General features: G+C 67.2%; 20 protein-coding genes, 2 tRNA genes and 1 pseudogene. 13 read left to right on the top strand and 10 right to left on the bottom strand.

Annotated elements, in window-relative coordinates; genetic code table 11:
• Positions 1 to 49: 49 nt before the first annotated feature.
• Positions 50 to 2,122 carry a glycogen debranching protein GlgX gene (glgX, locus tag ACLF6J_RS02815; protein ID WP_134353667.1) on the bottom strand — a complete coding sequence of 691 codons (2,073 nt, stop codon included), beginning with the start codon at positions 2,120 to 2,122 and terminating at the stop codon, positions 50 to 52.
• A gap of 101 nt (positions 2,123 to 2,223) precedes the next feature.
• On the opposite strand from glgX, the gene ACLF6J_RS02810 reads away from it, so the two are divergent.
• From ACLF6J_RS02810 to ACLF6J_RS02785, 6 genes and pseudogenes are all read left to right on the top strand, one after another.
• Positions 2,224 to 3,399: a cysteine desulfurase family protein gene (locus tag ACLF6J_RS02810; RefSeq protein WP_134353668.1), complete on the top strand. Its 1,176-nt coding sequence runs from the start codon at positions 2,224 to 2,226 to the stop codon at positions 3,397 to 3,399.
• Between the two features lie 9 nt (positions 3,400 to 3,408).
• Positions 3,409 to 4,506, top strand: coding sequence for a tRNA 2-thiouridine(34) synthase MnmA (gene mnmA, locus ACLF6J_RS02805; protein WP_134353669.1), 1,098 nt, complete (start codon positions 3,409 to 3,411; stop codon positions 4,504 to 4,506).
• Positions 4,507 to 4,544: 38 nt separating this feature from the next.
• Positions 4,545 to 6,878: an NAD-dependent DNA ligase LigA gene (ligA, locus tag ACLF6J_RS02800; RefSeq protein WP_134353670.1), complete on the top strand. Its 2,334-nt coding sequence runs from the start codon at positions 4,545 to 4,547 to the stop codon at positions 6,876 to 6,878.
• A complete protein-coding gene (locus ACLF6J_RS02795) occupies positions 6,875 to 7,342 on the top strand; it encodes a hypothetical protein (RefSeq protein ID WP_134353671.1) in 468 nt (155 codons plus the stop codon). Before ligA ends, ACLF6J_RS02795 begins: the two co-directional genes overlap by 4 nt.
• A 176-nt stretch (positions 7,343 to 7,518) precedes the next feature.
• Complete coding sequence (locus ACLF6J_RS02790; protein ID WP_134353672.1) at positions 7,519 to 8,469, top strand: nitroreductase/quinone reductase family protein; 951 nt, start codon at positions 7,519 to 7,521, stop codon at positions 8,467 to 8,469.
• Positions 8,470 to 8,540: 71 nt separating this feature from the next.
• Positions 8,541 to 9,046 (top strand): annotated as a pseudogene (locus ACLF6J_RS02785) (helix-turn-helix domain-containing protein); the annotation flags it as partial.
• Between the two features lie 8 nt (positions 9,047 to 9,054).
• Here the strand turns inward: ACLF6J_RS02785 and ACLF6J_RS02780 are convergent.
• Both ACLF6J_RS02780 and ACLF6J_RS02775 read right to left on the bottom strand, forming a co-directional pair.
• Entirely contained in the window at positions 9,055 to 10,878 is a 1,824-nt protein-coding gene (locus ACLF6J_RS02780) for a DEAD/DEAH box helicase (protein WP_421076819.1), read from the bottom strand.
• A gap of 47 nt (positions 10,879 to 10,925) precedes the next feature.
• Positions 10,926 to 12,626 (bottom strand): long-chain-fatty-acid--CoA ligase, encoded by a 1,701-nt coding sequence (locus ACLF6J_RS02775; protein WP_134353674.1) that lies wholly within the window; start codon positions 12,624 to 12,626, stop codon positions 10,926 to 10,928.
• 68 nt (positions 12,627 to 12,694) lie between these two features.
• Between ACLF6J_RS02775 and gatC the strand changes: the two genes are divergently transcribed.
• Genes gatC through ACLF6J_RS02745 form a run of 6 tightly spaced genes read left to right on the top strand, consistent with a single transcriptional unit; the run spans position 12,695 to position 18,246 of the window.
• A complete protein-coding gene (gatC, locus tag ACLF6J_RS02770) occupies positions 12,695 to 12,994 on the top strand; it encodes an Asp-tRNA(Asn)/Glu-tRNA(Gln) amidotransferase subunit GatC (protein ID WP_047523335.1) in 300 nt (99 codons plus the stop codon).
• The gene (gatA, locus tag ACLF6J_RS02765; RefSeq protein WP_047523334.1) at positions 12,991 to 14,508 is read left to right on the top strand and encodes an Asp-tRNA(Asn)/Glu-tRNA(Gln) amidotransferase subunit GatA; all 1,518 of its coding nucleotides are present in this window, start codon (positions 12,991 to 12,993) and stop codon (positions 14,506 to 14,508) included. Before gatC ends, gatA begins: the two co-directional genes overlap by 4 nt.
• Positions 14,508 to 16,022, top strand: coding sequence for an Asp-tRNA(Asn)/Glu-tRNA(Gln) amidotransferase subunit GatB (gatB, locus tag ACLF6J_RS02760; RefSeq protein WP_134353675.1), 1,515 nt, complete (start codon positions 14,508 to 14,510; stop codon positions 16,020 to 16,022). The genes gatA and gatB overlap by 1 nt, the downstream gene beginning before the upstream one ends.
• A 47-nt stretch (positions 16,023 to 16,069) precedes the next feature.
• Positions 16,070 to 17,326 carry a DNA polymerase IV gene (dinB, locus tag ACLF6J_RS02755; protein ID WP_134353676.1) on the top strand — a complete coding sequence of 419 codons (1,257 nt, stop codon included), beginning with the start codon at positions 16,070 to 16,072 and terminating at the stop codon, positions 17,324 to 17,326.
• Between the two features lie 37 nt (positions 17,327 to 17,363).
• Positions 17,364 to 17,681 carry a hypothetical protein gene (locus tag ACLF6J_RS02750; RefSeq protein WP_047523330.1) on the top strand — a complete coding sequence of 106 codons (318 nt, stop codon included), beginning with the start codon at positions 17,364 to 17,366 and terminating at the stop codon, positions 17,679 to 17,681.
• Positions 17,665 to 18,246, top strand: coding sequence for a hypothetical protein (locus ACLF6J_RS02745; RefSeq protein WP_134353677.1), 582 nt, complete (start codon positions 17,665 to 17,667; stop codon positions 18,244 to 18,246). Before ACLF6J_RS02750 ends, ACLF6J_RS02745 begins: the two co-directional genes overlap by 17 nt.
• A 3-nt stretch (positions 18,247 to 18,249) precedes the next feature.
• Here the strand turns inward: ACLF6J_RS02745 and ACLF6J_RS02740 are convergent, their stop codons facing one another.
• The 6 genes from ACLF6J_RS02740 to orn all read right to left on the bottom strand — a co-directional run bounded on the left by ACLF6J_RS02740 (position 18,250) and on the right by orn (position 20,893).
• Entirely contained in the window at positions 18,250 to 18,753 is a 504-nt protein-coding gene (locus tag ACLF6J_RS02740) for a DUF2017 family protein (protein ID WP_134353678.1), read from the bottom strand.
• The gene (gene clpS / locus ACLF6J_RS02735; RefSeq protein WP_244093655.1) at positions 18,753 to 19,046 is read right to left on the bottom strand and encodes an ATP-dependent Clp protease adapter ClpS; all 294 of its coding nucleotides are present in this window, start codon (positions 19,044 to 19,046) and stop codon (positions 18,753 to 18,755) included. The genes ACLF6J_RS02740 and clpS overlap by 1 nt, the downstream gene beginning before the upstream one ends.
• Positions 19,043 to 19,390 carry a metallopeptidase family protein gene (locus ACLF6J_RS02730; protein WP_134353680.1) on the bottom strand — a complete coding sequence of 116 codons (348 nt, stop codon included), beginning with the start codon at positions 19,388 to 19,390 and terminating at the stop codon, positions 19,043 to 19,045. The genes clpS and ACLF6J_RS02730 overlap by 4 nt, the downstream gene beginning before the upstream one ends.
• A 38-nt stretch (positions 19,391 to 19,428) precedes the next feature.
• The gene (locus tag ACLF6J_RS02725) at positions 19,429 to 20,064 is read right to left on the bottom strand and encodes a LysE family transporter (RefSeq protein WP_134353681.1); all 636 of its coding nucleotides are present in this window, start codon (positions 20,062 to 20,064) and stop codon (positions 19,429 to 19,431) included.
• A gap of 93 nt (positions 20,065 to 20,157) precedes the next feature.
• Positions 20,158 to 20,230 (bottom strand) — tRNA-His (locus tag ACLF6J_RS02720).
• A 36-nt stretch (positions 20,231 to 20,266) separates the two neighbouring features.
• Positions 20,267 to 20,893, bottom strand: coding sequence for an oligoribonuclease (orn, locus tag ACLF6J_RS02715; RefSeq protein WP_131490977.1), 627 nt, complete (start codon positions 20,891 to 20,893; stop codon positions 20,267 to 20,269).
• Between the two features lie 85 nt (positions 20,894 to 20,978).
• On the opposite strand from orn, the gene ACLF6J_RS02710 reads away from it, so the two are divergent.
• Positions 20,979 to 21,051, top strand: a tRNA-Arg gene (locus tag ACLF6J_RS02710).
• 45 nt (positions 21,052 to 21,096) lie between these two features.
• On the opposite strand, the gene ACLF6J_RS02705 is transcribed toward ACLF6J_RS02710, so the two are convergent.
• Positions 21,097 to 21,366 (bottom strand): hypothetical protein, encoded by a 270-nt coding sequence (locus ACLF6J_RS02705; RefSeq protein WP_047523321.1) that lies wholly within the window; start codon positions 21,364 to 21,366, stop codon positions 21,097 to 21,099.
• Positions 21,367 to 21,392 lie beyond the last annotated feature (26 nt).

Here is a 21,392-nt window from a genome sequence, read left to right as displayed (position 1 = left end):
GCGGACGTGATCGCGGGTAGCGCGCCGTGGGGTGCGTCGGAGCCGGGTGTCATTCGACCCGGAACAACCTCATCGACGTGCCCGATACGGGCAGGACGTCTCCGGGGGCGAAGACCTCCTCGTCGTCGGAGGGACGCTCCTGCGCACTCGACCACAACGAGACGAAGCGCGTCGCATCCTCGATCTCCTCCGGGAGACGCACGTCGATCGGTGACTCGGTTCCGTGCACGATGAGCAGGATGCGGTTGTACGCCTCGGCGTCAGGAGTGGATGCCGCGACGTACTGCAGGGTGCGGTTGCCGGGATCCGCCCATTGGCTCTCCTCCATCGTCTCGCCGTTCTGGTCGTACCAGTCCATGACGGAGGCGTTCGGGATGTGTTCACCCAGTCGGGCATAGCGACTGGGACGGAGCGCGGGGTTCTCCCGCCGCAGCCGGGTCAGGCGGGAGACATGCGCGCGCAGATCCTCCTGCCACGGTTCGAACTCCCACCCGAGCCACGTGAGGGCGGAGTCCTGCGCGTAGGCGTTGTTGTTGCCGCGCTGTGTGCGTCCGACCTCGTCGCCGGCCGTGAGCATCGGCACGCCCGCGGACAGCAGGAGCGTCCCCAGGAGGTTGCGCATGGCCTTGCGCCGCGCGGCCAGGATCGTCGGGTCGTCCGTCGGGCCTTCGATCCCGTGGTTGAACGCGCGGTTCATGTCGGCGCCGTCGCGGTTGTGCTCCCCGTTGGCCTCGTTGTGCTTCACGTCATAGGAGACGAGGTCGTGCAGGGTGAAACCGTCGTGCGCGGTGATGAAGTTCACGCTGGCGAGGGGACCGCGCTCCTCGCTGAACGTGTTCGAAGAGCCGGCGAGCCGCGTCGCGAACCCGCCGATCCCCACCGGTGCTGAGGCGCGACGCGCGTAGTCGATGTCGCTCAGCCAGAAGTTGCGCACGCGGTCACGGTAGCGGTCGTTCCATTCCTGCCAGCCGGTCGGGAAGTGCCCCGTCTGCCAGCCGCCGAGTCCGACGTCCCACGGCTCGGCGATGAGCTTGGTGTCCGCCAGGATCGGGTCGTTCGCGATGGCTGCGAGGAGCGGATGATCGGGTGTGTAGGTGTGCGTGCCGTCCCGCGCGATCGCGGTCGCGAGGTCGAAGCGGAAGCCGTCGATCTGCATCTCCTGCGCCCAGTAGCGGAGGGAATCGAGCACGAGCCTCGCACCGGCGTCGGTGGCCGTGTTCAGAGTGTTCCCGCACCCCGTGGTGTCGATGTAGACCCCGGACTCGTCCTGTCGGTAGTAGGAGGCGTTGTCGATGCCGCGCAGACTCGAGCGGGGACCGCCGATGCCTTCTTCCGACGTGTGGTTGTAGACGACGTCGAGGATCACCTCGAGACCGGCTTCATGCAGCAGCCTGACCATGCCCTTGAACTCGGCGAGCACGGCCTCGGGGCCCTCCTTGCGGGCCTCCTCGGTGGCGTAGGCCGTGTGCGGGGTGAAGAAGTTCAGGGTGTTGTAGCCCCAGTAATTGGTGAGGCCGCGCTCGAGCAGGCGGGGCTCCGGCACGAAGGCATGCACGGGGAGCAGCTCGATCGACGTGATCCCGAGCGAGTGGAAGTACTCGATCATCGCGGGGTGCGCGAGACCGGCGTAGGTGCCGTGCAGAGCAGGAGGAACGTCGGGGTGACGCTTGGTGAGCCCTTTGAGGTGGCCCTCGTAGATGACCGTGCGATCCAGGGGCACCCGGGGCTTCTGCGAGTCGCCCCAGTCGAAGCCGTCGACGATCACGACCGAGCGCCACTCCTCGTAGCCGTCGCCCTGAGCGAGGCCGCGGGCGTAGGGGTCGAGGAGGAGGGTCTCCGGGTTGAAGGTGTTCCCGGGCCCGTGCGGCCCTCCGACCCGGATGGCGTACCGCACGCCGGGCTGCAACAGCTCCGTCGTGATCTCCCAGACACCGCCGGGGCGGCGCTCGAGCTCCAGCTCATCCGTCGCCCAGTCGAGGTCGGTGGCGTCGAACACCACGAGCTCGACGGAGGAGGCGTTCTGCGACCAAACGCGCAGCGTGCCGAGGCCGTCATGGAGACGGACACCGAGGTGGTCGAGAGTGGAGCCGCCGGGCACGGCGAGGGCAGGGGACACGGGCATGAGTACACACTAGAGGCGATGTGTCGCCGTCTCATCTCCGGGCGTACCGGGTTCCACGCCCACACGCCCCGACCGAGGCCGATTCGCGAGAGAATCGAGGGATGCGGCACTATCTCGATCATGCGGCGACCACGCCTCTGCGCCCGGAGGCGCGCGCCGCGTGGCTCGATGCCTCCGAGACCGTGGGCAACGCGTCGTCGACACATGGGGCAGGACAGGACGCCCGGCGTCTGCTCGAGGAGTCGCGCGAGCGTGTCGCCGCGGTGTTGGGCGCCGATCCCATCGAGATCGTGTTCACTTCGGGCGGTACCGAATCGATCAATCTGGCACTGCAGGGGATGTGGCGATCCCGCGCGACCGGGACAGCGGCGGTCGTGATGCCGGAGGCGGAGCACCACGCCACGATGGACACCGTCACCGCTCTCCTCGACGACGGCGCCGAGTTGCGTCGGGTGCCGGTCACCGCCCACGCGCGGATAGACCCCGAGGTCTTCGCCGCACGCCTTCCCGGTGCCGCCCTCGCGACGGCCCTCGTCGCGAACAACGAAGCGGGCACGATCAACCCGGCCGCGATGCTGGCCCGCTATGCGGCGATCGCCCGCGTGCCGCTCCACCTCGACGCCGTGGCCGCGCTCGGCCATGTTCCGGTGTCTTTCCGCTCGATGCGTGGCGATGCCGCCGACGGTGTCGGACTCGTGGCGATGAGCCTGGCCGGCCACAAGATCGGCGCGCCCGTGGGAGTCGGAGTCCTCGTCGCTGCCCGCACCGCACGGATCACGGCGCTGTTGCGCGGTGGTGCCCAGCAACGCGGGCTCCGGGCCGGGACGCAAGACGTCCCCGGAGCTGCGGCGTTCGCCACCGCGGTCGAACTCGCCGAGACCGAGCGCGAACAGGAGGCCGCACGATTGGCCGGTCTCCGCGAACGCCTCATCACGGGAATCCGCTCCGCCGTGCCCTCCGCCGTGCTCCTCGGTGACCCGATAGAGCGTCTGCCCGGCAACGCGCACGTGCTCTTCCCCGGTGCCGTGGGGGAGAGCCTGCTGTTCCTTCTCGACGTGGCCGGGGTCGCCGCATCCACAGGATCCGCGTGTCAGGCAGGGGTGGCCGAGCCCTCACACGTCGTGATGGCGATGGGGCGGAGCGAGCGGGAGGCGCGCAGTGTGCTGCGGTTCTCCCTGGGGCGCACGTCGACGGCCACGGACGTCGATGCGGTACTCGCCGTCATCGCCGATGCCTACGCCCGCGCATCCGGCGCCGGCACAGGCACACGCTCGTAGACTGTTCTCATGCGGATACTTGCGGCGATGAGCGGTGGAGTCGATTCCGCCGTTGCAGCCGCCAGGGCTGTGGAGGCGGGACACGACGTCGTCGGTGTGCATCTGGCTCTCTCCCGCGCCGGGGGCACGCTGCGAACCGGTAGCCGTGGATGCTGCACGATCGAAGACGCTCTCGATGCACGCCGGGCTGCCGACGTGCTCGGCATCCCCTTCTACGTCTGGGACTTCTCGGAGCGCTTCCGCGACGACGTGATCGAGGACTTCATCGCGGAGTATCAGGCGGGCCGCACGCCCAACCCCTGCATGCGTTGCAACGAGAAGATCAAGTTCGCCGCGCTTCTGGAAAGAGCCATCGAGCTCGGCTTCGACGCCGTGTGCACGGGCCACTACGCCACACTCATCGACGGCGAGCAGGGGCTGGAGCTGCACCGTGCCTCGGACAACGCCAAGGATCAGTCGTATGTGCTGGGCGTCTTGACCTCCGAGCAACTCGCTCACACATACTTCCCGCTCGGCACGACGCCGTCGAAGGCGATCGTGCGCGCGGAGGCGGAGTCGCGTGGGCTGAGCGTCGCGCAGAAGCCCGACAGCCATGACATCTGCTTCATCCCCGACGGCGACACCCGCGGCTGGCTGGCGGAGAAGGTCGGCACCGCCACGGGCGAGATCGTCGATCGCAGTGGTGAGGTCGTCGGATCGCACGAGGGCGCCCACGCATTCACGGTAGGACAGCGTCGCGGACTCAAGCTCGGCATCCCCGCCCCGGACGGCAAGCCTCGGTTCGTCCTCGAGGTCCGGCCGGTGTCGAACACGGTCGTCGTCGGTCCGAAGGAAGCGTTGGCGATCGCGGAGATCGCGGGGGAGCGCTTCAGCTGGGCGGGCGCCGCACCCACCGAATCCGTGTTCGAATGCCACGTCCAGATCCGCGCTCACGCGGAACCGGTCCCTGCGCGGGCCACGGTTTCGGACACCGGCGTCCGCGTCGTCCCGGACGTGCCGCTCGACGGGGTGGCGCCGGGGCAGACAGCGGTGCTCTATGTCGGCACCCGCGTTCTCGGACAGTTCACGATCGACACCACGGTCTCGGCCGTTCCGGTCGGCGCGTAGACGTTTCCGGTGTCGGTGCCCACTCATAGACTGTCGAGGTGCCGGAGAACATCTCGCTGGAAGACGCCCGAACCGAAGCCGAGGAGCTGACCACCCGCATCCTCGATGCGAAAGAGGCCTACTACGGCCGAGACACCTCGCTCGTCGACGATTTCACGTATGACGGGTGGATGCACCGGCTCGAAGAACTCGAGAGGCTTCATCCCGAGCTTCAGGGGCAGGACTCGCCCACGCAGATGGTCGGCGCCGCCGAGGCCACAGGGCTCGCGACCATCGAGCACGCCGAGCGCATGCTCAGCCTCGACAACGTGTTCTCCGTCGACGAGCTGAGGGACTGGGCGGCGAAGACCGAAGCCGCGGCCGGCCGTCACGTCGCATGGCTCACAGAACTGAAGATCGATGGCCTCGCGATCAACCTCCGGTATGAGAACGGGGTCCTGACCTCCGCCGCGACGCGTGGTGATGGACGAGTGGGGGAGGTCGTCACCGAGAACGCCCTGCGCCTTCCGGAGATCCCGTATCGTCTGAGCGGCGAGGGACACCCCGAGATCGTCGAGGTGCGCGGTGAGGTGTTCATCCCGGTCGCTGCCTTCGAACGTCTCAATGCCGCGCAGGCGAGCTACCGCGATCGCGCCTACGCCGATGCTCTCGCGAAGTGGGAAGCGCGGGGCGGGGTCAAGAAGCCCTTCGACGAAGAGAAGGCGCGCACCGCCGCCGCGCGACGCTTCCCGTCCTTCGCGAATCCACGGAACGCGGCCAGTGGAGGGCTCCGTCAGCAGATCGACAAGAAGAACGGGCTCGAGCTCGAAGCGGGACTTCTGCGCATCGAGTCCCTGTCGCTCTACGTGCACGGTGTCGGCGCGTGGACGAATCCTCCCGTCGCAGCGCAGAGCGAGGTGTACGAGGTGCTCGCCGGATGGGGCCTGCCGACGAGCCCGCACACGAAGGTCTGCGGCACGATCGACGACGTCGTCGCGTTCGTCGAGTACTTCGGCGAGCATCGGCATGACATCGAGCATGAGCTCGACGGCATCGTGGTCAAGGTCGACGAGCTCGAGCTGCACGCTGAACTCGGAGCCACGAGTCGTGCGCCGAGGTGGGCGATCGCCTACAAGTACCCGCCGGAAGAGGTGCAGACCACGCTGCTCGACATCGTGGTCTCGGTCGGTCGTACGGGTCGTGCGACCCCCTTCGCCGTCATGGCGCCGGCGCACGTCGCCGGTTCCGTGGTGCGTCAGGCCACGCTGCACAACAAGGACGTGGTCAAGGCCAAGGGCGTGCTGATCGGTGACACCGTCGTGCTGCGCAAAGCCGGTGATGTCATCCCCGAGGTTCTCGGACCCGTGGTCGAGAGACGAGACGGCACGGAGCGCGAGTTCGTGATGCCCGTCGAATGCCCCGAGTGCGGCACACCTCTTCGGGCGATGAAGGAGGGCGACATCGACCTGAGGTGCCCGAACGCCCGTTCCTGCCCCGCACAGGTCCGCGGTCGCGTCGAGCACATCGGCTCACGCGGGGCACTCGATGTCGAAGCTCTCGGTGAGGTCACCGCAGCCGCGTTGACGCAGCCGACCTCGCCGGCGATCCCGCCTCTCGAGACGGAGGCGGGCCTGTTCGCCCTCACCCTCGAACAACTCGTGCCGATCGAACTCTTCGTGCGCGATGCCGAGACCGGGCTTCCGAAGGAGGATGACGACGGGGTCGTCAAGACGCGTGCGCCGTTCCGCAGGAACCCGACCCCGGCCGAGAGGAAGTCCGGTCTCGAGGGGCCGCAGCCCTCCTCGCAGGCCTTGACACTCCTCGCTGAGCTCGAGAAGGCGAAGACGAAGGACTTGTGGCGTCTGCTCGTGTCGCTGAACATTCGTCACGTCGGGCCGGTCGCGGCGCGCGCACTCGCCCAGTGGTTCGGTTCTCTCGACGCGATCCGCGCTGCGACGCGGGACGAACTCGCCGCCGTGGAGGGGGTCGGGGGGATCATCGCGGATTCGGTCCTCGACTGGTTCGAGATCGACTGGCACCAGGAGATCGTGCAGAAGTGGGCGGACGCCGGTGTGCAGTGGTCGACGCCCGGTCACCCCGGTCCGGGTGGTGCGGTTCCCGCCGGCGGCGTCCTCGAAGGCCTGACCATCGTCGCCACCGGCTCGCTCGACGGATACACCCGGGAGGGCGCTCAGGAGGCCATCATCAAGGCGGGGGGCAAGGCGGCATCCAGCGTCTCGAAGAAGACGGACTTCGTCGCTGCCGGGCCGGGTGCCGGGTCGAAGCTGGCGAAGGCCGAAGAGCTCGGACTCCGGATTCTCGACGCAGCCCAGTTCCACGTGCTGGTGACGGAAGGGCCTGGGGCGCTTCCTCCCGCAAGCGAGGGGTCGTGAAGCGATACGGTCCGCTGATCGTCGTCCCGGATGCGCTGGCCGTCGGCGACCCCGGCCGCCATCATCTTCGGCTGACGCCGGAGGCGGTGATGATCCGGGCGGGTGTCGAGAGCCGAAGCATCCTGCCGTGGGCGAGCGTCGAACGGGTCGTGTTCGACGTGCCGACCACCAGGTTTCGTCTGCCGGGTCTGGTCGGCACGCTGGTGCTCGGTGCCGTGACCGCGGCGACGCTGAGCGACCCCGGAGTCGAACCTGAGGACGGTACCGCGACCCTCACGGTCGGTGGTGAGAACACCACCGTGCCGTTGAGTCGTCATCATGTCGGCGGATACTGGGCTCCGAGCGTCGCGGGGGCGCACCGCCTGATCGCCCATCTCATCGCGCACACCGAACAGCGTGCACTGCTCGAGCATCCGGAACGGTTGATCGACGTGGCGGCGCAGCTCGCGCGCGGATCGGGCTAGCTGTGATGTCCAGGGAGCTTATTCCCTTGAGCCGATCCGTCCCTCGCGACTTTGGTGACATCGTCAGATGGTGTTGGCTTGATGCCAACGTCGCGTGTCGTTGGCAGTCCGTGTCAGGCATGGAGGCGTGGGATATGAAGGAGGACGACAGATGATGTCGACCCCTTCGCCCTCTCGTGACTGAGGGCGAGAACACCGGGCTAGGAGCCCGGAACGACGAAACCGACAGCACTGCTGTCAATGCGTTCAATCGCGGTGTCATCGACGAGTTCCGTGCGAACGCCGGCCGCGTCGGCGGCAAGTTCGAGGGGTTCACCCTCGCTCTGCTCACCACGACCGGCGCGCGCACGGGCATCCGCCGCACGACACCGTTGGCGTACTTCGAGCTGAATGGGATGCCCGCCGTCGTCGCATCGGCGATGGGCGGGCCACGGCACCCCGCATGGCTTGCGAACGTCCGCGCGCGTCCCCAGGTGAGCGTCGAAGTCGGAGCGGAGTCATTCGACGCACTCGCGTCGATTCCGTCAGGCATAGAGCGCGACCGGCTGTTCGCGCAGGTCGTCGAGCAGGATCCGGAATTCGGTGACTATCAGGCGCGCACATCGCGGGTGATTCCCGTGGTGATACTGCAGCGACTCAGCTCGCCGTCCGTCCCGCCATTCGAGGGGGAGCGCGCGCGCTTGGTCGCCTGGGCAACCGAACTGCGGCAGGTTCATGACCGGCTCCGTCAGGCGCTGCGGGTCGCGCAGGACTCCGCCGCACAGGGACGATCTCCCGAGGTCGCGGGGCGTGAGCTGCTGCTGTTCTGCCATGGGTTCTGCACGGCACTGACCGGACATCACGAGGGCGAGGATCGCGAGCTTTTCCCCGCGATCGCGGCCGCGCACCCGGAACTGCGGGACACGTTGCGGTATCTGCAGCAGGATCACTCGATGATCGCTCACCTTGTGAGGGGGTTGCAGTCGTCGGTGGACGCATCGGCAACACCGGTCGAGCTCGCCCGGCACCTGGAAGGGATCGCCGCGATCATGGAAAGCCACTTCCGTTACGAGGAACGGCAACTCCTCGAGGTGCTCGAGACCCTCGCACTCGATGCCGACCCCAAACGCGTGCTCGGCCCGCTCTGAACCCTGTCTCTGCGCGGGTTGGACGTGATTCTGCATCGCCGACCGCGCGCTGTCTCTTGGAGTTGATCCTCATGTCCCCCGTCAACGCTGTTCTTACGCCACGCACTCGGCTTCGACTCGCACGCATGATCGTCGACGGCAAGCATCCCGTCCGCCACGTCGCGAAGCTGTTCATGGTGTCGCCGGTCACCGCCCGCAAATGGGCAGACCGGTATCGCGCCGAGGGCGCGACGGGGATGAAGGATCGGTCGAGCCGCCCGCACGGCATCCCGCATCGGACGAGCGAGCACATGAAGCGGAAGATCATCGCATTGCGTTGGCGGCAGCGCCTCGGCCCTGCCCAGATCGCAGCCCGAACATCCCCGACGGCGGCGGATGGCGCTTCGTCGGCAAACAGCAAGGCGACTGGAACCGTCAGGCCACCGCCCGCCGAACGGGGCAGCGCAACAGTCGGTCAGAACCCCGCCTCGGCACCGCGTTCGTCCATATCGTCCTCGATGACCACTCTCGCGTCGCCTATGCCGAGATCCATTCCGACGAGAAAGCCGTCACCGCGATCGGCGTCGTCGAACGCGCGACGACGCGTCAGCTCTTGTGACGGGGTTTGCGGTACGGCTTCTCGTCGCGGTTGTCGCGTGCCGGACGGTCGTCGCGGTCGCGTCGTTCGAACTTGCCACCGTCGCGCGGAGCAGTGCGCCGAGCGCCCCCGGGGCCACGATCGGGCTTGATCTCGATCAGGCGACCGGAGATGCGCGTGTCGCGGAGCTTCTCCAGGACGGCGGGGTCGAGATTGGAAGGCAGCTCGACGATCGAGAAATCGGGGCGGATGTTGATGGCTCCGAAATCATCTCGACCCAGCCCGCCCTCGTTCGCGAGGGCGCCGACGATCTGGCGGGGTTCGACACGGTGACGGCGTCCGACCTCGATGCGGTACGCCGCATAGTCGCCGCGGCTACGGCGTTCGGTGCGCGGCTCACGCGAGTCGCGGGCGCTGCGCTCCCGAGGCGGACGGTTGTCGGCCTCGACCGCCTTCGAGAGAGGATCGTTCGCGGGGTCCAGGAGCAGTGGCTTGTCGCCCTGAGCGACGACGGCCAGGGCGGCGGCCACGTCTCCCTCCGGCACATCGTGGTGGCGGACGTAGTGGGCGACGATGTCGCGGAACGCCTCGATCCGTCCGGTCTCCGAGAGCGCGGTGGTGATCGCGTCGTCGAAGCGGTTCAGACGCGTGGTGTTCACGTCCTCCGTGCTCGGCAGCTGCATCTGGGTCGGCTGCTGACGGGTCGCCTTCTCGATGTGCTTGAGCAGGTAGCGCTCACGCGGTGTGATGAAGCTGATGGCGTCGCCCGAGCGTCCCGCCCGACCCGTGCGACCGATGCGGTGCACGTACGACTCGGTGTCGGTGGGGATGTCGAAGTTCACGACGTGGCTGATGCGCTCGACGTCGAGCCCGCGCGCAGCCACGTCGGTGGCGACGAGGATGTCGAGCTTGCCGTCCTTGAGCTGGTTCACGCTGCGCTCACGCTGCACCTGGGGGACATCGCCGTTGATCGCTGCCGCGGAGTAGCCGCGGGCGCGGAGTTTCTCGGCGAGCGTCTCGGTCTCGTTCTTGGTGCGGACGAAGACGATCATCCCGTCGAAGTTCTCGACTTCGAGGATCCGGGTGAGAGCGTCGACCTTCTGCGCGTAAGACACCACGAGGTAGCGCTGGGTGATGTTGGTGCCGGTGGCGGTCTTGGACTTGATGCTGATCTCTTCCGGCTCACGCAGATACTTCTGCGCGAGGCGGCGGATCTGCGGGGGCATCGTCGCCGAGAACAGGGCGACCTGCTTCTCTTCGGGAGTCTGCGCGAGGATCTGCTCCACGTCTTCGGCGAAGCCCATCTTCAGCATCTCGTCGGCTTCGTCGAGCACGAGATACTGGAGCTGGGACAGGTCGAGAGTGCCCTTCGCGAGGTGGTCCATGATGCGGCCGGGCGTGCCGACGATGACGTGGACGCCGCGACGCAGCGCCGACAGCTGAACGCCGTAGCCCTGTCCGCCGTAGACGGGGAGGACGTGGACGCCCTTCATCTTGGAAGCATAGGACTCGAAGGCCTCGCAGACCTGGAGCGCGAGTTCGCGGGTGGGCGCGAGCACGAGTGCTTGCGGGGTCTTCTGCGAGACGTCGAGGCGCTCGAGGACGGGAAGCGCGAAGGCCGCGGTCTTTCCGGTTCCGGTCTGCGCCATCCCGACGACATCGCGTCCGGCCAGGAGCGTGGGAATGGTGGCCGCCTGGATGGGCGACGGGGTCTCATAGCCGAGATCCTTGATGGCTTTGAGGACGGGCCCGGTGATGCCGAGCTCCTCGAATCCGGGGGTCGCGGGGGAGTCCTCGGGGGCGTCGGTCAGCTCTGCATCTTCAGGGGTCACTTCCCAAGGGTAGCGCGCCGCGATGCTCGGCGCCTGTGAGGGCGGCCTCAGACGCCGGTGGTCAGTGAGATCAGCCGCTCCTTCACCTGGCGTCGGAGCACCTTTCCGATCAGGGACTTGGGCAATTCGTCGACCACGAAGACGCGACGGGGCACCTTGTACGGAGTCAAGATGCTGCGCGCGAAGTCACGGATCTCTTCGACATCGATATCGGTTCCGGGGTCCACGACGATCGCAGCGACGACCTCTTCGCCCGAATGCTCGCTGGGCAGACCGACGACCGCTGCATCGGCGACCTTCGGGTGCTGGCGCAGGACGTTCTCGACCTCGGTGGGAGCGACGTTGAAGCCACCCGTGATGATGAGTTCCTTGATCCGATCGACGATCCGTACGAAGCCGGCGTCGTCGATCGTGACGATGTCGCCCGTGCGGTACCAGCCGTCGACGAAGACGGCTTCGGTCTCCTCGGGCTTGCCGTAGTAGCCCGAGAAGACCTGCGGCCCGCGCACGACGAGTTCGCCGGCCGCCCCGGCCTCGACGTCGCGGCGGGGGTTCTCCGGGTCGACGACGCGACACTCCGTCCCCGGAAGGGGGAGCCCGACGGTGCCGGGCACACGGTTGTCGGCGACCGGGTTCGCCATGAGGACGGGCGAGCACTCACTGAGCCCGTAGCCCTCGACGAGGTAGCCGTGGGTCGCCTCTTCGAAGGGGACCACCAGCTCATGCGGCAGTGCCATCGCGCCGGAGATCGCGACCTCTATGCCGTCGAGCGACACGTCCTTCGCCTTTGCCGCAGCGAGAAGACGGTCGGCGATCGGCGGCACGAGCGGCAGGAAGGTCGCGGGGTGCTTCTTGACGACGTCGAGGACGAGGTCGGGATCGAACTTCGGGAAGAGAACGAGTCGTGCACCCATCGACATCGCGAACGTGAGACACAGGGTGAGGCCGTAGGCGTGGAACATCGGCAGCACGGCGTAGACGACGCAGCCGTTCCCGCGTTCGATCGACGGTACCCAGGCTTGCGCCTGGGCGGCGTTCGCGAGCAGGTTGCGATGGGTGAGGGCTGCGCCCTTCGGCGTTCCGGTGGTTCCGGACGTGTACTGGATGATCGCGAGGTCGTCGGTTCCCGGTCTCGGATGCGATTCCGGGATCGGAGCCGCCGCGAGCAACGTCTCCCAGGCGACCGCCCCGCGGACCTTCTCGGTCAACGCTGCACGGGATTCGCGGGCCTTCGCCATGGGAAGTCGCAGAGCGACACGGGTGAGGAACGGCATGGCCCTCGTCACGTCAACGGCGATGAGGTTCGTCACGGCAAGATCCGCGGGGAACTCCTGCACGGTGGAGACGACCTTGTTCCACACGATCGCGTGCTTCGCACCGTGGTCCTCGAACTGCTTGCGCAACTCTCGTGGCGTGTAGAGGGGGTTGTGTTCGACGACCACCGCGCCGAGACGGAGGACGGCGTAGAACGCGATGATTTGCTGCGGGCAGTTGGGCAGCACGATCGCGACCGGGTCGCCGGCGCGGACGCCCAGGTCGCGCAGTCCCGTCGCGGCGCGGTCGATCGCGGTCTGCAGCTGCGCATATGTCGTCTCCCGCCCGAAGAACTGGAGGGCGGGCGCGTCCGGGTAGTCGCGGGCCGACGCGGTGACGATGTCCACGAGAGATCCGTCGACGGGAGGCAGGTCTTCCGGGACGCCTCCGGCGTAGCTGGCGATCCACGGGCGAGGGGGCTGGAACGTGCTCACCCGCCCAGCATATGTCGAGTCGCTCGTCGGGACGGAGGACCGGGGAACGCGCCAACTAGACTGAAGGGGTGTCTGAAATCACCCCTGATCTTGTACGCCATCTCGGCGTGCTCGCGCGCATCCAGCTGAACGACGACGAGGTGACGCGGCTCACGGGCCAGCTCGACGCCATCGTCGACAACATCGCCAAGGTGTCGGAGGTCGCCACCGCTGACATCGTCGCGACGAGCCACCCGATCCCGCTGAGCAACGTGTTCCGTCCCGACGTCGTCGGACAGACGCTCACGCACGAGCAGGTACTGCAGAATGCGCCGGACGCTGCCGACGGCCGTTTCCGCGTCACCGCGATCCTGGGAGAAGAGCAGTGAGCGACATCATCGGACTGAACGCGGCCGATCTCGCCGCGAAGCTGGTCGCGGGCGAGGTGTCGAGCGTCGAAGCGACGCAGGCCCATCTCGATCGCATCACCGCGGTCGACGGCGACGTCCACGCGTTCCTGCATGTCAATGAGGGTGCCCTCGAGGCCGCGGCGGCGATCGATGCCCGTCGTGCCGCGGGTGAGACTCTCGGCCCGCTGGCCGGTGTGCCGCTGGCCATCAAGGATGTCCTGGTCACGACCGATCAGCCGACCACCAGTGGTTCGCGCATCCTCGAGGGATACCGCTCGCCGTACGACGCGACCGTCGTCGCCCGTTCGCGAGCGGCGGGACTGGTGCCGCTGGGCAAGACCAACATGGACGAGTTCGCGATGGGATCGTCCACCGAGCACTCGGCATACGGCCCCACTCGCAATCCGTGGGACCTCGACCGCATCCCGGGCGGCTCGGGCGGCGGCTCGGCCGCGGCGGTGGCGGCTTTCGAAGCACCGCTGGCCCTGGGCTCGGACACCGGTGGCTCGATCCGGCAGCCCGCGCACGTCACCGGCACCGTGGGCGTCAAGCCGACCTACGGCGGCGTGAGCCGCTACGGCGCGATCGCTCTCGCATCCAGCCTCGACCAGGTCGGTCCGGTCTCGAGAACGGTCCTCGACTCGGGGCTGCTGCACGATGTGATCGCCGGGCACGACCCGAAGGATTCCACCTCCCTGCGTGACGAATGGCCGTCGTTCGCCGAGGCGGCGCGCGAAGGCGCGCGAGGGGACGTCCTCAAGGGACTCAAGGTCGGCGTCATCCGTGAACTGCCCGACAGTGGATTCCAGCCCGGTGTGGCAGCGTCGTTCCGCAGCGCACTCGCGATGATGGAGGCGCAGGGAGCGGAGATCGTCGAGATCGGTGCTCCGCACTTCGAGTACGGCGTGGCCGCCTACTACCTCATCCTGCCAGCGGAGGCATCGAGCAACCTGGCGAAGTTTGACTCCGTGCGCTTCGGCCTGCGCGTGACTCCCGACGGCACGCCCACTGTCGAGGATGTGATGTCCGCGACGCGCGATGCCGGTTTCGGTGACGAGGTGAAGCGCCGCATCATCCTCGGCACGTACGCGCTCTCCGCCGGGTACTACGACGCCTACTACGGGAGTGCGCAGAAGGTCCGCACGCTCATCCAGCAGGACTTCGCGAACGCCTTTGCGGAGGTGGACGTGATCGCGACGCCCTCGGCTCCGACCACGGCGTTCAAGATCGGCGAGAAGGTCGACGATCCGCTGCAGATGTACCTCAACGACATCACCACGATTCCGGTCAACCTCGCCGGCGTCCCCGGCATCTCGATCCCGAGCGGTCTCGCCGACGAGGACGGGCTGCCCGTCGGCATCCAGTTCATCGCTCCTGCGCGTGAGGACGCGCGCCTGTATCGCGTCGGCGCCGCGTTGGAGACGTTGCTCGTCGATTCGTGGGGCGCTCCGTTGCTCACCCGCGCACCCCAGCTCGCAGGAGGGACCCGCTGATGGCCGCCGCCAAGCTCATGGACTTCGACAAGGCGCTCGAGCTGTTCGAGCCGGTCCTCGGTTTCGAGGTGCACGTCGAACTCAACACGAACACGAAGATGTTCTCCGACGCGCCCAACCCGGCCAACGAGGCCTACCACGCCGCGGAACCGAACACTCTCATCGCTCCCGTGGATCTCGGTCTCCCCGGCTCGCTGCCGGTCGTGAACGAGACGGCGATCCGTTCCTCGATCAGCCTGGGTCTCGCCCTCGGCTGCTCGATCGCGGAGTCGAGCCGGTTCGCCCGCAAGAACTACTTCTACCCGGATCTCGGCAAGAACTACCAGATCTCGCAGTACGACGAGCCGATCGCCTATGACGGGTCGGTCGAGGTCGAGCTCGAGGACGGCACGCTCATCACGATCCCGATCGAGCGCGCGCACATGGAGGAGGACGCCGGCAAGCTCACTCACATGGGTGGGGCGACCGGACGCATCCAGGGGGCCGAGTACTCGCTGGTCGACTACAACCGGGCGGGTGTCCCGCTGGTCGAGATCGTGACGAACATCATCTACGGCACCGAGCACCGTGCACCGGAGGTCGCCAAGGCCTACGTGCAGGCGATCCGCGACATCGTGCGTGGCCTCGGCATCTCCGAAGCGCGACTGGAGCGGGGCAACCTGCGTTGCGACGCGAACGTCTCGCTGCGTCGACGTGGCACCGACGAGCTCGGCACTCGCACCGAGACGAAGAACGTCAACTCGATGCGCTCCGTGGAGCGGGCCGTGCGGTACGAGATCCAGCGCCAGGCGCAGATCCTCGCCGACGGCGGCACGATCACCCAGGAGACGCGTCACTGGCACGAGGACACCGGGACCACCTCGCCGGGGCGCCCGAAGTCGGACGCCGATGATTACCGGTACTTCCCGGAGCCTGACCTGCTGCCCGTGGAACCGGCCGCCGAGCTGGTCGAGGAGCTGCGTGCGGCTCTTCCCGAGCAACCGGTGGCTCGCCGCCGTCGTCTGATGACGGAATGGGGATTCACCGATCTGGAGTTCCAGGACGTCCGCAACGGCGGCCTGCTCGAGGTCGTCGAGGCGACGATCACCGCGGGGGCGACACCCGCCACCGCACGCAAGTGGTGGACCGGTGAGATCACTCGCATCGCAAACGCCCAGGACCAGGACGCCACCGCGCTGATCAGCCCGGAGAACGTCGCTGCTCTGCAGCGGCTCGTCGACGCGGGAACGCTCACCGACAAGCTCGCCCGCCAGGTGCTCGAAGGCGTCATCGCCGGTGAGGGCACTCCGCAGGAGGTCGTGGATGCCCGCGGGCTCGCGGTGGTGTCTGATGACGGCGCGCTGATCGCGGCGATCGACGAGGCTCTGGCGGCACAGCCCGACGTGATGGCGAAGATCAAGGACGGCAAGGTGCAGGCGGCCGGAGCGGTCATCGGAGCGGTCATGAAGGCGATGAAGGGCCAGGCGGATGCCGCGCGCGTCCGTGAGCTCATCCTCGAGCGCGCGGCGCAGTAGCGCGCGCCCCCGGGCCTCATGTCTGAGGCTCGGGGGAGAATCCTCGCATGGGACACGGTGACGGCAGAGGGCGGATCGTCTCCGACGCGGGTGCGGAGGATACCGGCACGCGTATTCTGCACGTCGACATGGATGCGTTCTATGCGGCCGTCGAGGTGCTGGATGACCCCACGCTCCGGGGTCTGCCGCTGATCATCGGCGCACCGGATGGCCGTTCCGTCGTCTCGAGCGCCTCGTACGAGGCCCGTCGATACGGCGTGCGCGCCGCGATGCCGGTGTCGCAGGCGCTGCGTCTGTGTCCGTCCGCGCGCATCGTCCCGCCGCACTTCGCGCGCTACCAAGAGGTATCCCGACAGGTCATGGCGATCTTCGAGTCGTTCACGCCGCTCGTCGAGCCGCTGTCCGTGGACGAGGCCTTCCTCGATGTGCAGGGCGTGCGGCGTCTGTGGGGGAGCCCGGCGCGCATCGCCGAGCTGATTCGAGAACGTGTGCGCGACGAGGTCGGCATCACGTGCAGCGTGGGCGTCGCGGCGACCAAGCATGTCGCCAAGATGGCTTCGACGATCGCCAAGCCCGACGGGATGCTCATCGTCGCGGGCGACGACACGCTCGACTTCCTCGCGCCTCGGCCCGTACGTGCGATGTGGGGAGTGGGACCGAAAGCTGCGGAGGCGCTCGAAGCACGCGGTATCCGCACGGTGCAGGACGTCCGCGACGCGCCGACGGAGATGATCGATCGTGCCGTCGGAGCCGCGCTCGGTGCCCGCCTCAGACAACTCGCCCGCGGAGAAGACCCTCGATCCGTCGATACGGAGCGAGTGGAGAAGAGCATCGGCCATGAGGAGACCTTCGACACGGACATCCTGGACCGGCCGTTCCTCCGTGCCGAACTGCTGCGTCTGGCCGACCGGGTCGCGGTCCGGCTTCGACGCGCCGGCTGGGAGGCGTCGACCGTCGCGATCAAGATCCGATTCGACGACTTCCGCACCGTGAACAGATCCCATACTCTGACGGAGCCCACGGCAGTCGGACAGCGGATCGGCGAGGCGGCACAGACGCTCTTCGAGCAGATCGACCGACGCGACCCCGTCCGTCTCGTGGGGGTTCGGGCAGAGAATCTGCGACCTGCCGGTGGCGCGGGAATGGCACTCTGGGACGACGACGAGGACTGGCGCAAGGTCGAAGGCGCGGTCGATGAAGCCATGGCTCGTTTCGGCTCGACGACGATCAGCCGCGCACGGCACATCGGACGCGGTGAAGGGCGAGGCGCGGCCCAACATCCCAAGGCGCACGGCGTGGATTGATCCCACACGCTCGGCGTTCCTCGACTACCGTGGGCTTATGCCGAACATTGCACTGGAACTCGGAAAGCAAGCTGCGTCCTTCGGCGTGAAGAGCGCGTATGGAGAGCCGCAGGACGTGGATGGGGTGAGCATCACGCCGGTCGCGTTCACCTATTCGGGATTCGGCGGGGGGAGTGGGGACGGCGCCGAAGGCGGTGGAGGCGGAGGCGTTTCCGTTCCGGTCGGTGTCTACGTGCGGCGTGAAGAGGGCCTGCGCTTCGAGCCCAACATCGTCACTCTGCTCGTTGTGGCCGTGCCGTTCGTCTGGGTCGCCGGACGAGCGTTCGCACGTATCATCCGTGCCCTCAAGAAGTGACGACCCGGTCGCGGCAGCACTCGAGCATGCGGCGACCCTGATCGCGCAGGACATCCGATCACTGGCTGCGGCCAACCCGGTCGTCCTCATCGACGGCGGCAGCGGTGCAGGCAAGTCTTCCCTCGCTGCGCGGCTCGTGCGGCGCTGGCCTGAGCTCGGCCACGTGCAGCTCGTCGCGCTCGACTCGATCTACCCGGGCTGGGACGGGCTCGATCAGGGCGCGGAACGCGCTCTCGAGTGGATTCTTCGCCCGCACGGGCGGGGGTACCTGGGGACCTGGCGGCGCTGGGATTGGGAAGCGGAGACCGAGGCCGAGAGCCACGCCGTCGACCCTGCTCTCGGCGTGATCGTCGAGGGCAGCGGGATCCTGCGGCCGTCGACCGCAGGCCTCGCCGACGTCCGGATCTGGGTTGAATCGACGGAAGAATCCCGGAAGAGGCGCGCGCTCGCCCGTGATGGCGACACCTATCGCCCGCATTGGGACCGATGGGCGGCTCAGGAGCGACGCCACATCGACCGAGACGACCCACGCGCGCTCGCGACGCGTATCGTCGAGATCCCCTAGCGGTCAGTCGATCGGAAGTCCTTCGGCCTCATCTGCAGCGTGGATCAGCAGATCCAGGCGATAGCCCAGCCAGTCGTAGATGCCGTGGCGATCGTCCCCGCCGGGGTCCTCGTCGGAGGTGATGCCCAGTCGGGTGGCGATGACGAGACGGATGGCAGTGAGCGTGCGCAGCCAGGCGTCGACGCTCTCGATGGACACGAACACCTCTCGCGTCGTGAGAGCCGTGTCCTCCGTGAGCGCGTCGGAGTCCGGGGGCAGTGTGCCGAGAGCCGACCGTACGATGCGGGCGTCGGCGAGGCGACGGTCGAGAAGATCGTCTCTCGTCGCGACGCTGAACTCCGCCGCCGCGTCCGAGTCCTCCGGATACGGGGTCGGAGTCAGCCGATCGACGGCGGGGTCAGCGATGTCCCGGGAATCGGTGACGAGTTCCACGAAGTCGTCCACCAGTCGCGCGAGGTGGAACGCCTCGATCAACGTCATCTCCTGAAGGATGCGCTCAACGGTCATCATGCCGCCTTCCGGACTGTCGCCCAGAGCCCGAAGTCGTGCATCGCCTGGGCATGGACCTCCATGGTCTCTCTGGGGCCGGTCGCGACCACCGCATGGCCTTCGTGGTGGACGGCGAGCATGAGTGCGGTGGCATGGTCGACCGAGTAGCCGAAGTACGTCCGGAACACGCGCACCACGTAGCTCATGAGATTCACCGGGTCGTTCCAGACGACGACCTGCCACGGCTCGAGGGGAGCGGCGCGAAGATCGGTGGTCTCGTCGAGCTCGGGAAGCGCAGCCGGTGTCGTCATGCCCATCCCATCTCATGCAGCTGGTCGTCGTCGATGCCGTAGAAGTGGGCGATCTCGTGCACCAGTGTGGTGTGGATCTCATCGCGGAGTTCGTCTTCGGAATCGCACTGTGCCAGGTGCGGGTCACGGTAGACCACGATGCGGTCGGGGAGCTCGCCCATGCCGTACTGGGTGCGCTCGGTGAGTGCCAGACCGTCGTAGAGACCGAGAAGATCGAGGCTGCCGTCCTCCGGGCGATCTTCGACGACGAACACGATGTTCTCCAGCCCCTCGACCATGTCATCGGGGAGCCGGTCGAGCTCGTCGATCACGAGCTCTTCGAAGGCGTCGGCGTTCATTTCCATCGCATCCAGCCTAGAGGCGGTAGCCGCCCGGCGCCCGCTCAGTGCACGACGACGAGGACACCGGCGACGGCGATGAACAGCGTTCCGAAGACCACGTTGAGTACACGTTGTCCACGCGCGGACGCCGTCAGCCGTCGGAAGGGCCGTGCGGCAGCTGCGAAGAACCCCCACATGACGATCACGTCGACCACGACCACGGTGGCGATCAAGGTGAGGTACTGGGGGAGTGGCGGTTCATCGAGCCGCACGAACTGGGGGATGAACGCCAGGAAGAAGACGATCGCCTTCGGGTTCAAGAGGTTCACCCAGAATCCCCGTCGGATCATCGACCAGTGGCTCTCACGGAGGTCGATCGGGGTCGGGGCGTCGACATCGACGTTGACCGCAGCGGGCCGGGCGAGCAGGAGTCTTACCCCGAGGAAGACGAGGTAGGCGGCTCCGGCATAGCGGATGGCGTTGAAAAGGAGTTCCGAGCGTGAGACGAGGAGACCGACGCCGGCAGCGACGATCGCCACGTGGACGACCAGAGCGATCTGCTGGCCGATGATGCCCCAGATCGAGCGCCGCCACCCTTGGCTCATGGCGTTGGACATGGTGTTGATGGCGCCCGCACCGGGCGTGAGGCTGATCACGACGGACGCGGTCAGCAACGAGAACCAGACCGCGAGTGACACGAGGTCAGTCTAGAGCTTCGGGGTGACGTGCCCGGCTTGTTCACGAGGGGACGAAGAAGGCCCGGGTCATTCGACCCGGGCCTTCTTCCTGAGGGTGAGTAACGGGACTCGAACCCGCGACATCCGGCACCACAAGCCAGCGCTCTACCAGCTGAGCTATACCCACCATGCGCCCACCGGAGCGGGCAACCATACGAGTCTATTACATGTTCGGAGTGAACTCTGACACCGTGCGGGTCGAGATCTCTCGTGCTTCGTCGCTGGACGGTCCCGGCTCATCGACGAAGACCGCTTCGCGGTAGTAACGGAGCTCTCGGATCGACTCCAGGATGTCAGCGAGCGCACGGTGCCCGCCGTCTTTCGTCGGCGCTTGGAAGAACACACGCGGGTACCAGCGTCGCGAGAGCTCTTTGACGCTGGACACGTCGACGTTCCGGTAGTGCAACCACTGGTCGACCTGTGGCATGTACTTGGCGAGGAACATCCGGTCTGTCCCGATCGTGTTGCCGGCGAGCGGCGCTTTGCGCTCCAGCGGCACGAAGCGCTTGATGTAGGCGAGGGTCTGCGATTCGGCCTCCTCCACGGAGACACCGCCGGCGATCTCATTGATCAGGCCCGAGGTCTCATGCATCTTCGTGACGAAGTCGTTCATGTGCGCGAGAGCGTCCGCGCTGGGGCGAATCACCACCTGGAAGCCGGGATCGACGGGGTTGAGCTCGAAGTCGGTGATGACGACGGCTATCTCGACGAGCTCATCGACCGCCAGATCGAGTCCCGTCATCTCGCAGTCGATCCATACGAGACGGTCGTTCTCGGACGCAGTTACCATGCGGCCATCCTATCGACGGGCCCGACATCGCTGACGTGGCGGGCTTCGTGCAAGGCCGCACGACCGCGATACTCTATACGCGTGCGCCTCCGTAGCTCAGGGGATAGAGCAGGAGCCTTCTAATCTCTTGGTCGCAGGTTCGAATCCTGCCGGGGGCACTTCGACTGCGTCAGCCTGAGTTGTCGGCAGGTGTGGTCCGTGTCTCACGAGTGGCGCAGCGCAGCAACGGCGTCGTCCACGTTCCAGAACTCGCCGACGACGCGAAAAGAGCCCGTGGCCAGGTGCAGGCGCTCGGCGCGATACCGGAGCCCGAGCGGATCGGCCGTGATCCTGAGATGCCCCAGGACGTGCTCCCTCCGATCCTGCACGCGCCAGAGGTGATCTGCGGCACGCACGAGGTGCTCACGGCTGGAAGAGAGCCGAGGCGTTGCGTACGGAACGTCGGGGAGGGCAGTGATCAGGTTGTCGGACATCGGAACTCCTTTCGCTCTTCGAAGAT

The sequence above is a fragment of the Microbacterium sp. IO18 genome, from assembly GCF_049099505.1.
In the GTDB taxonomy this organism is placed as follows: Bacteria; Actinomycetota; Actinomycetes; order Actinomycetales; family Microbacteriaceae; genus Microbacterium; species Microbacterium aurugineum.
The sequence above is the reverse complement of the archived record's forward strand: the minus strand, read 5'-3'. Positions and strand labels throughout refer to the sequence as shown.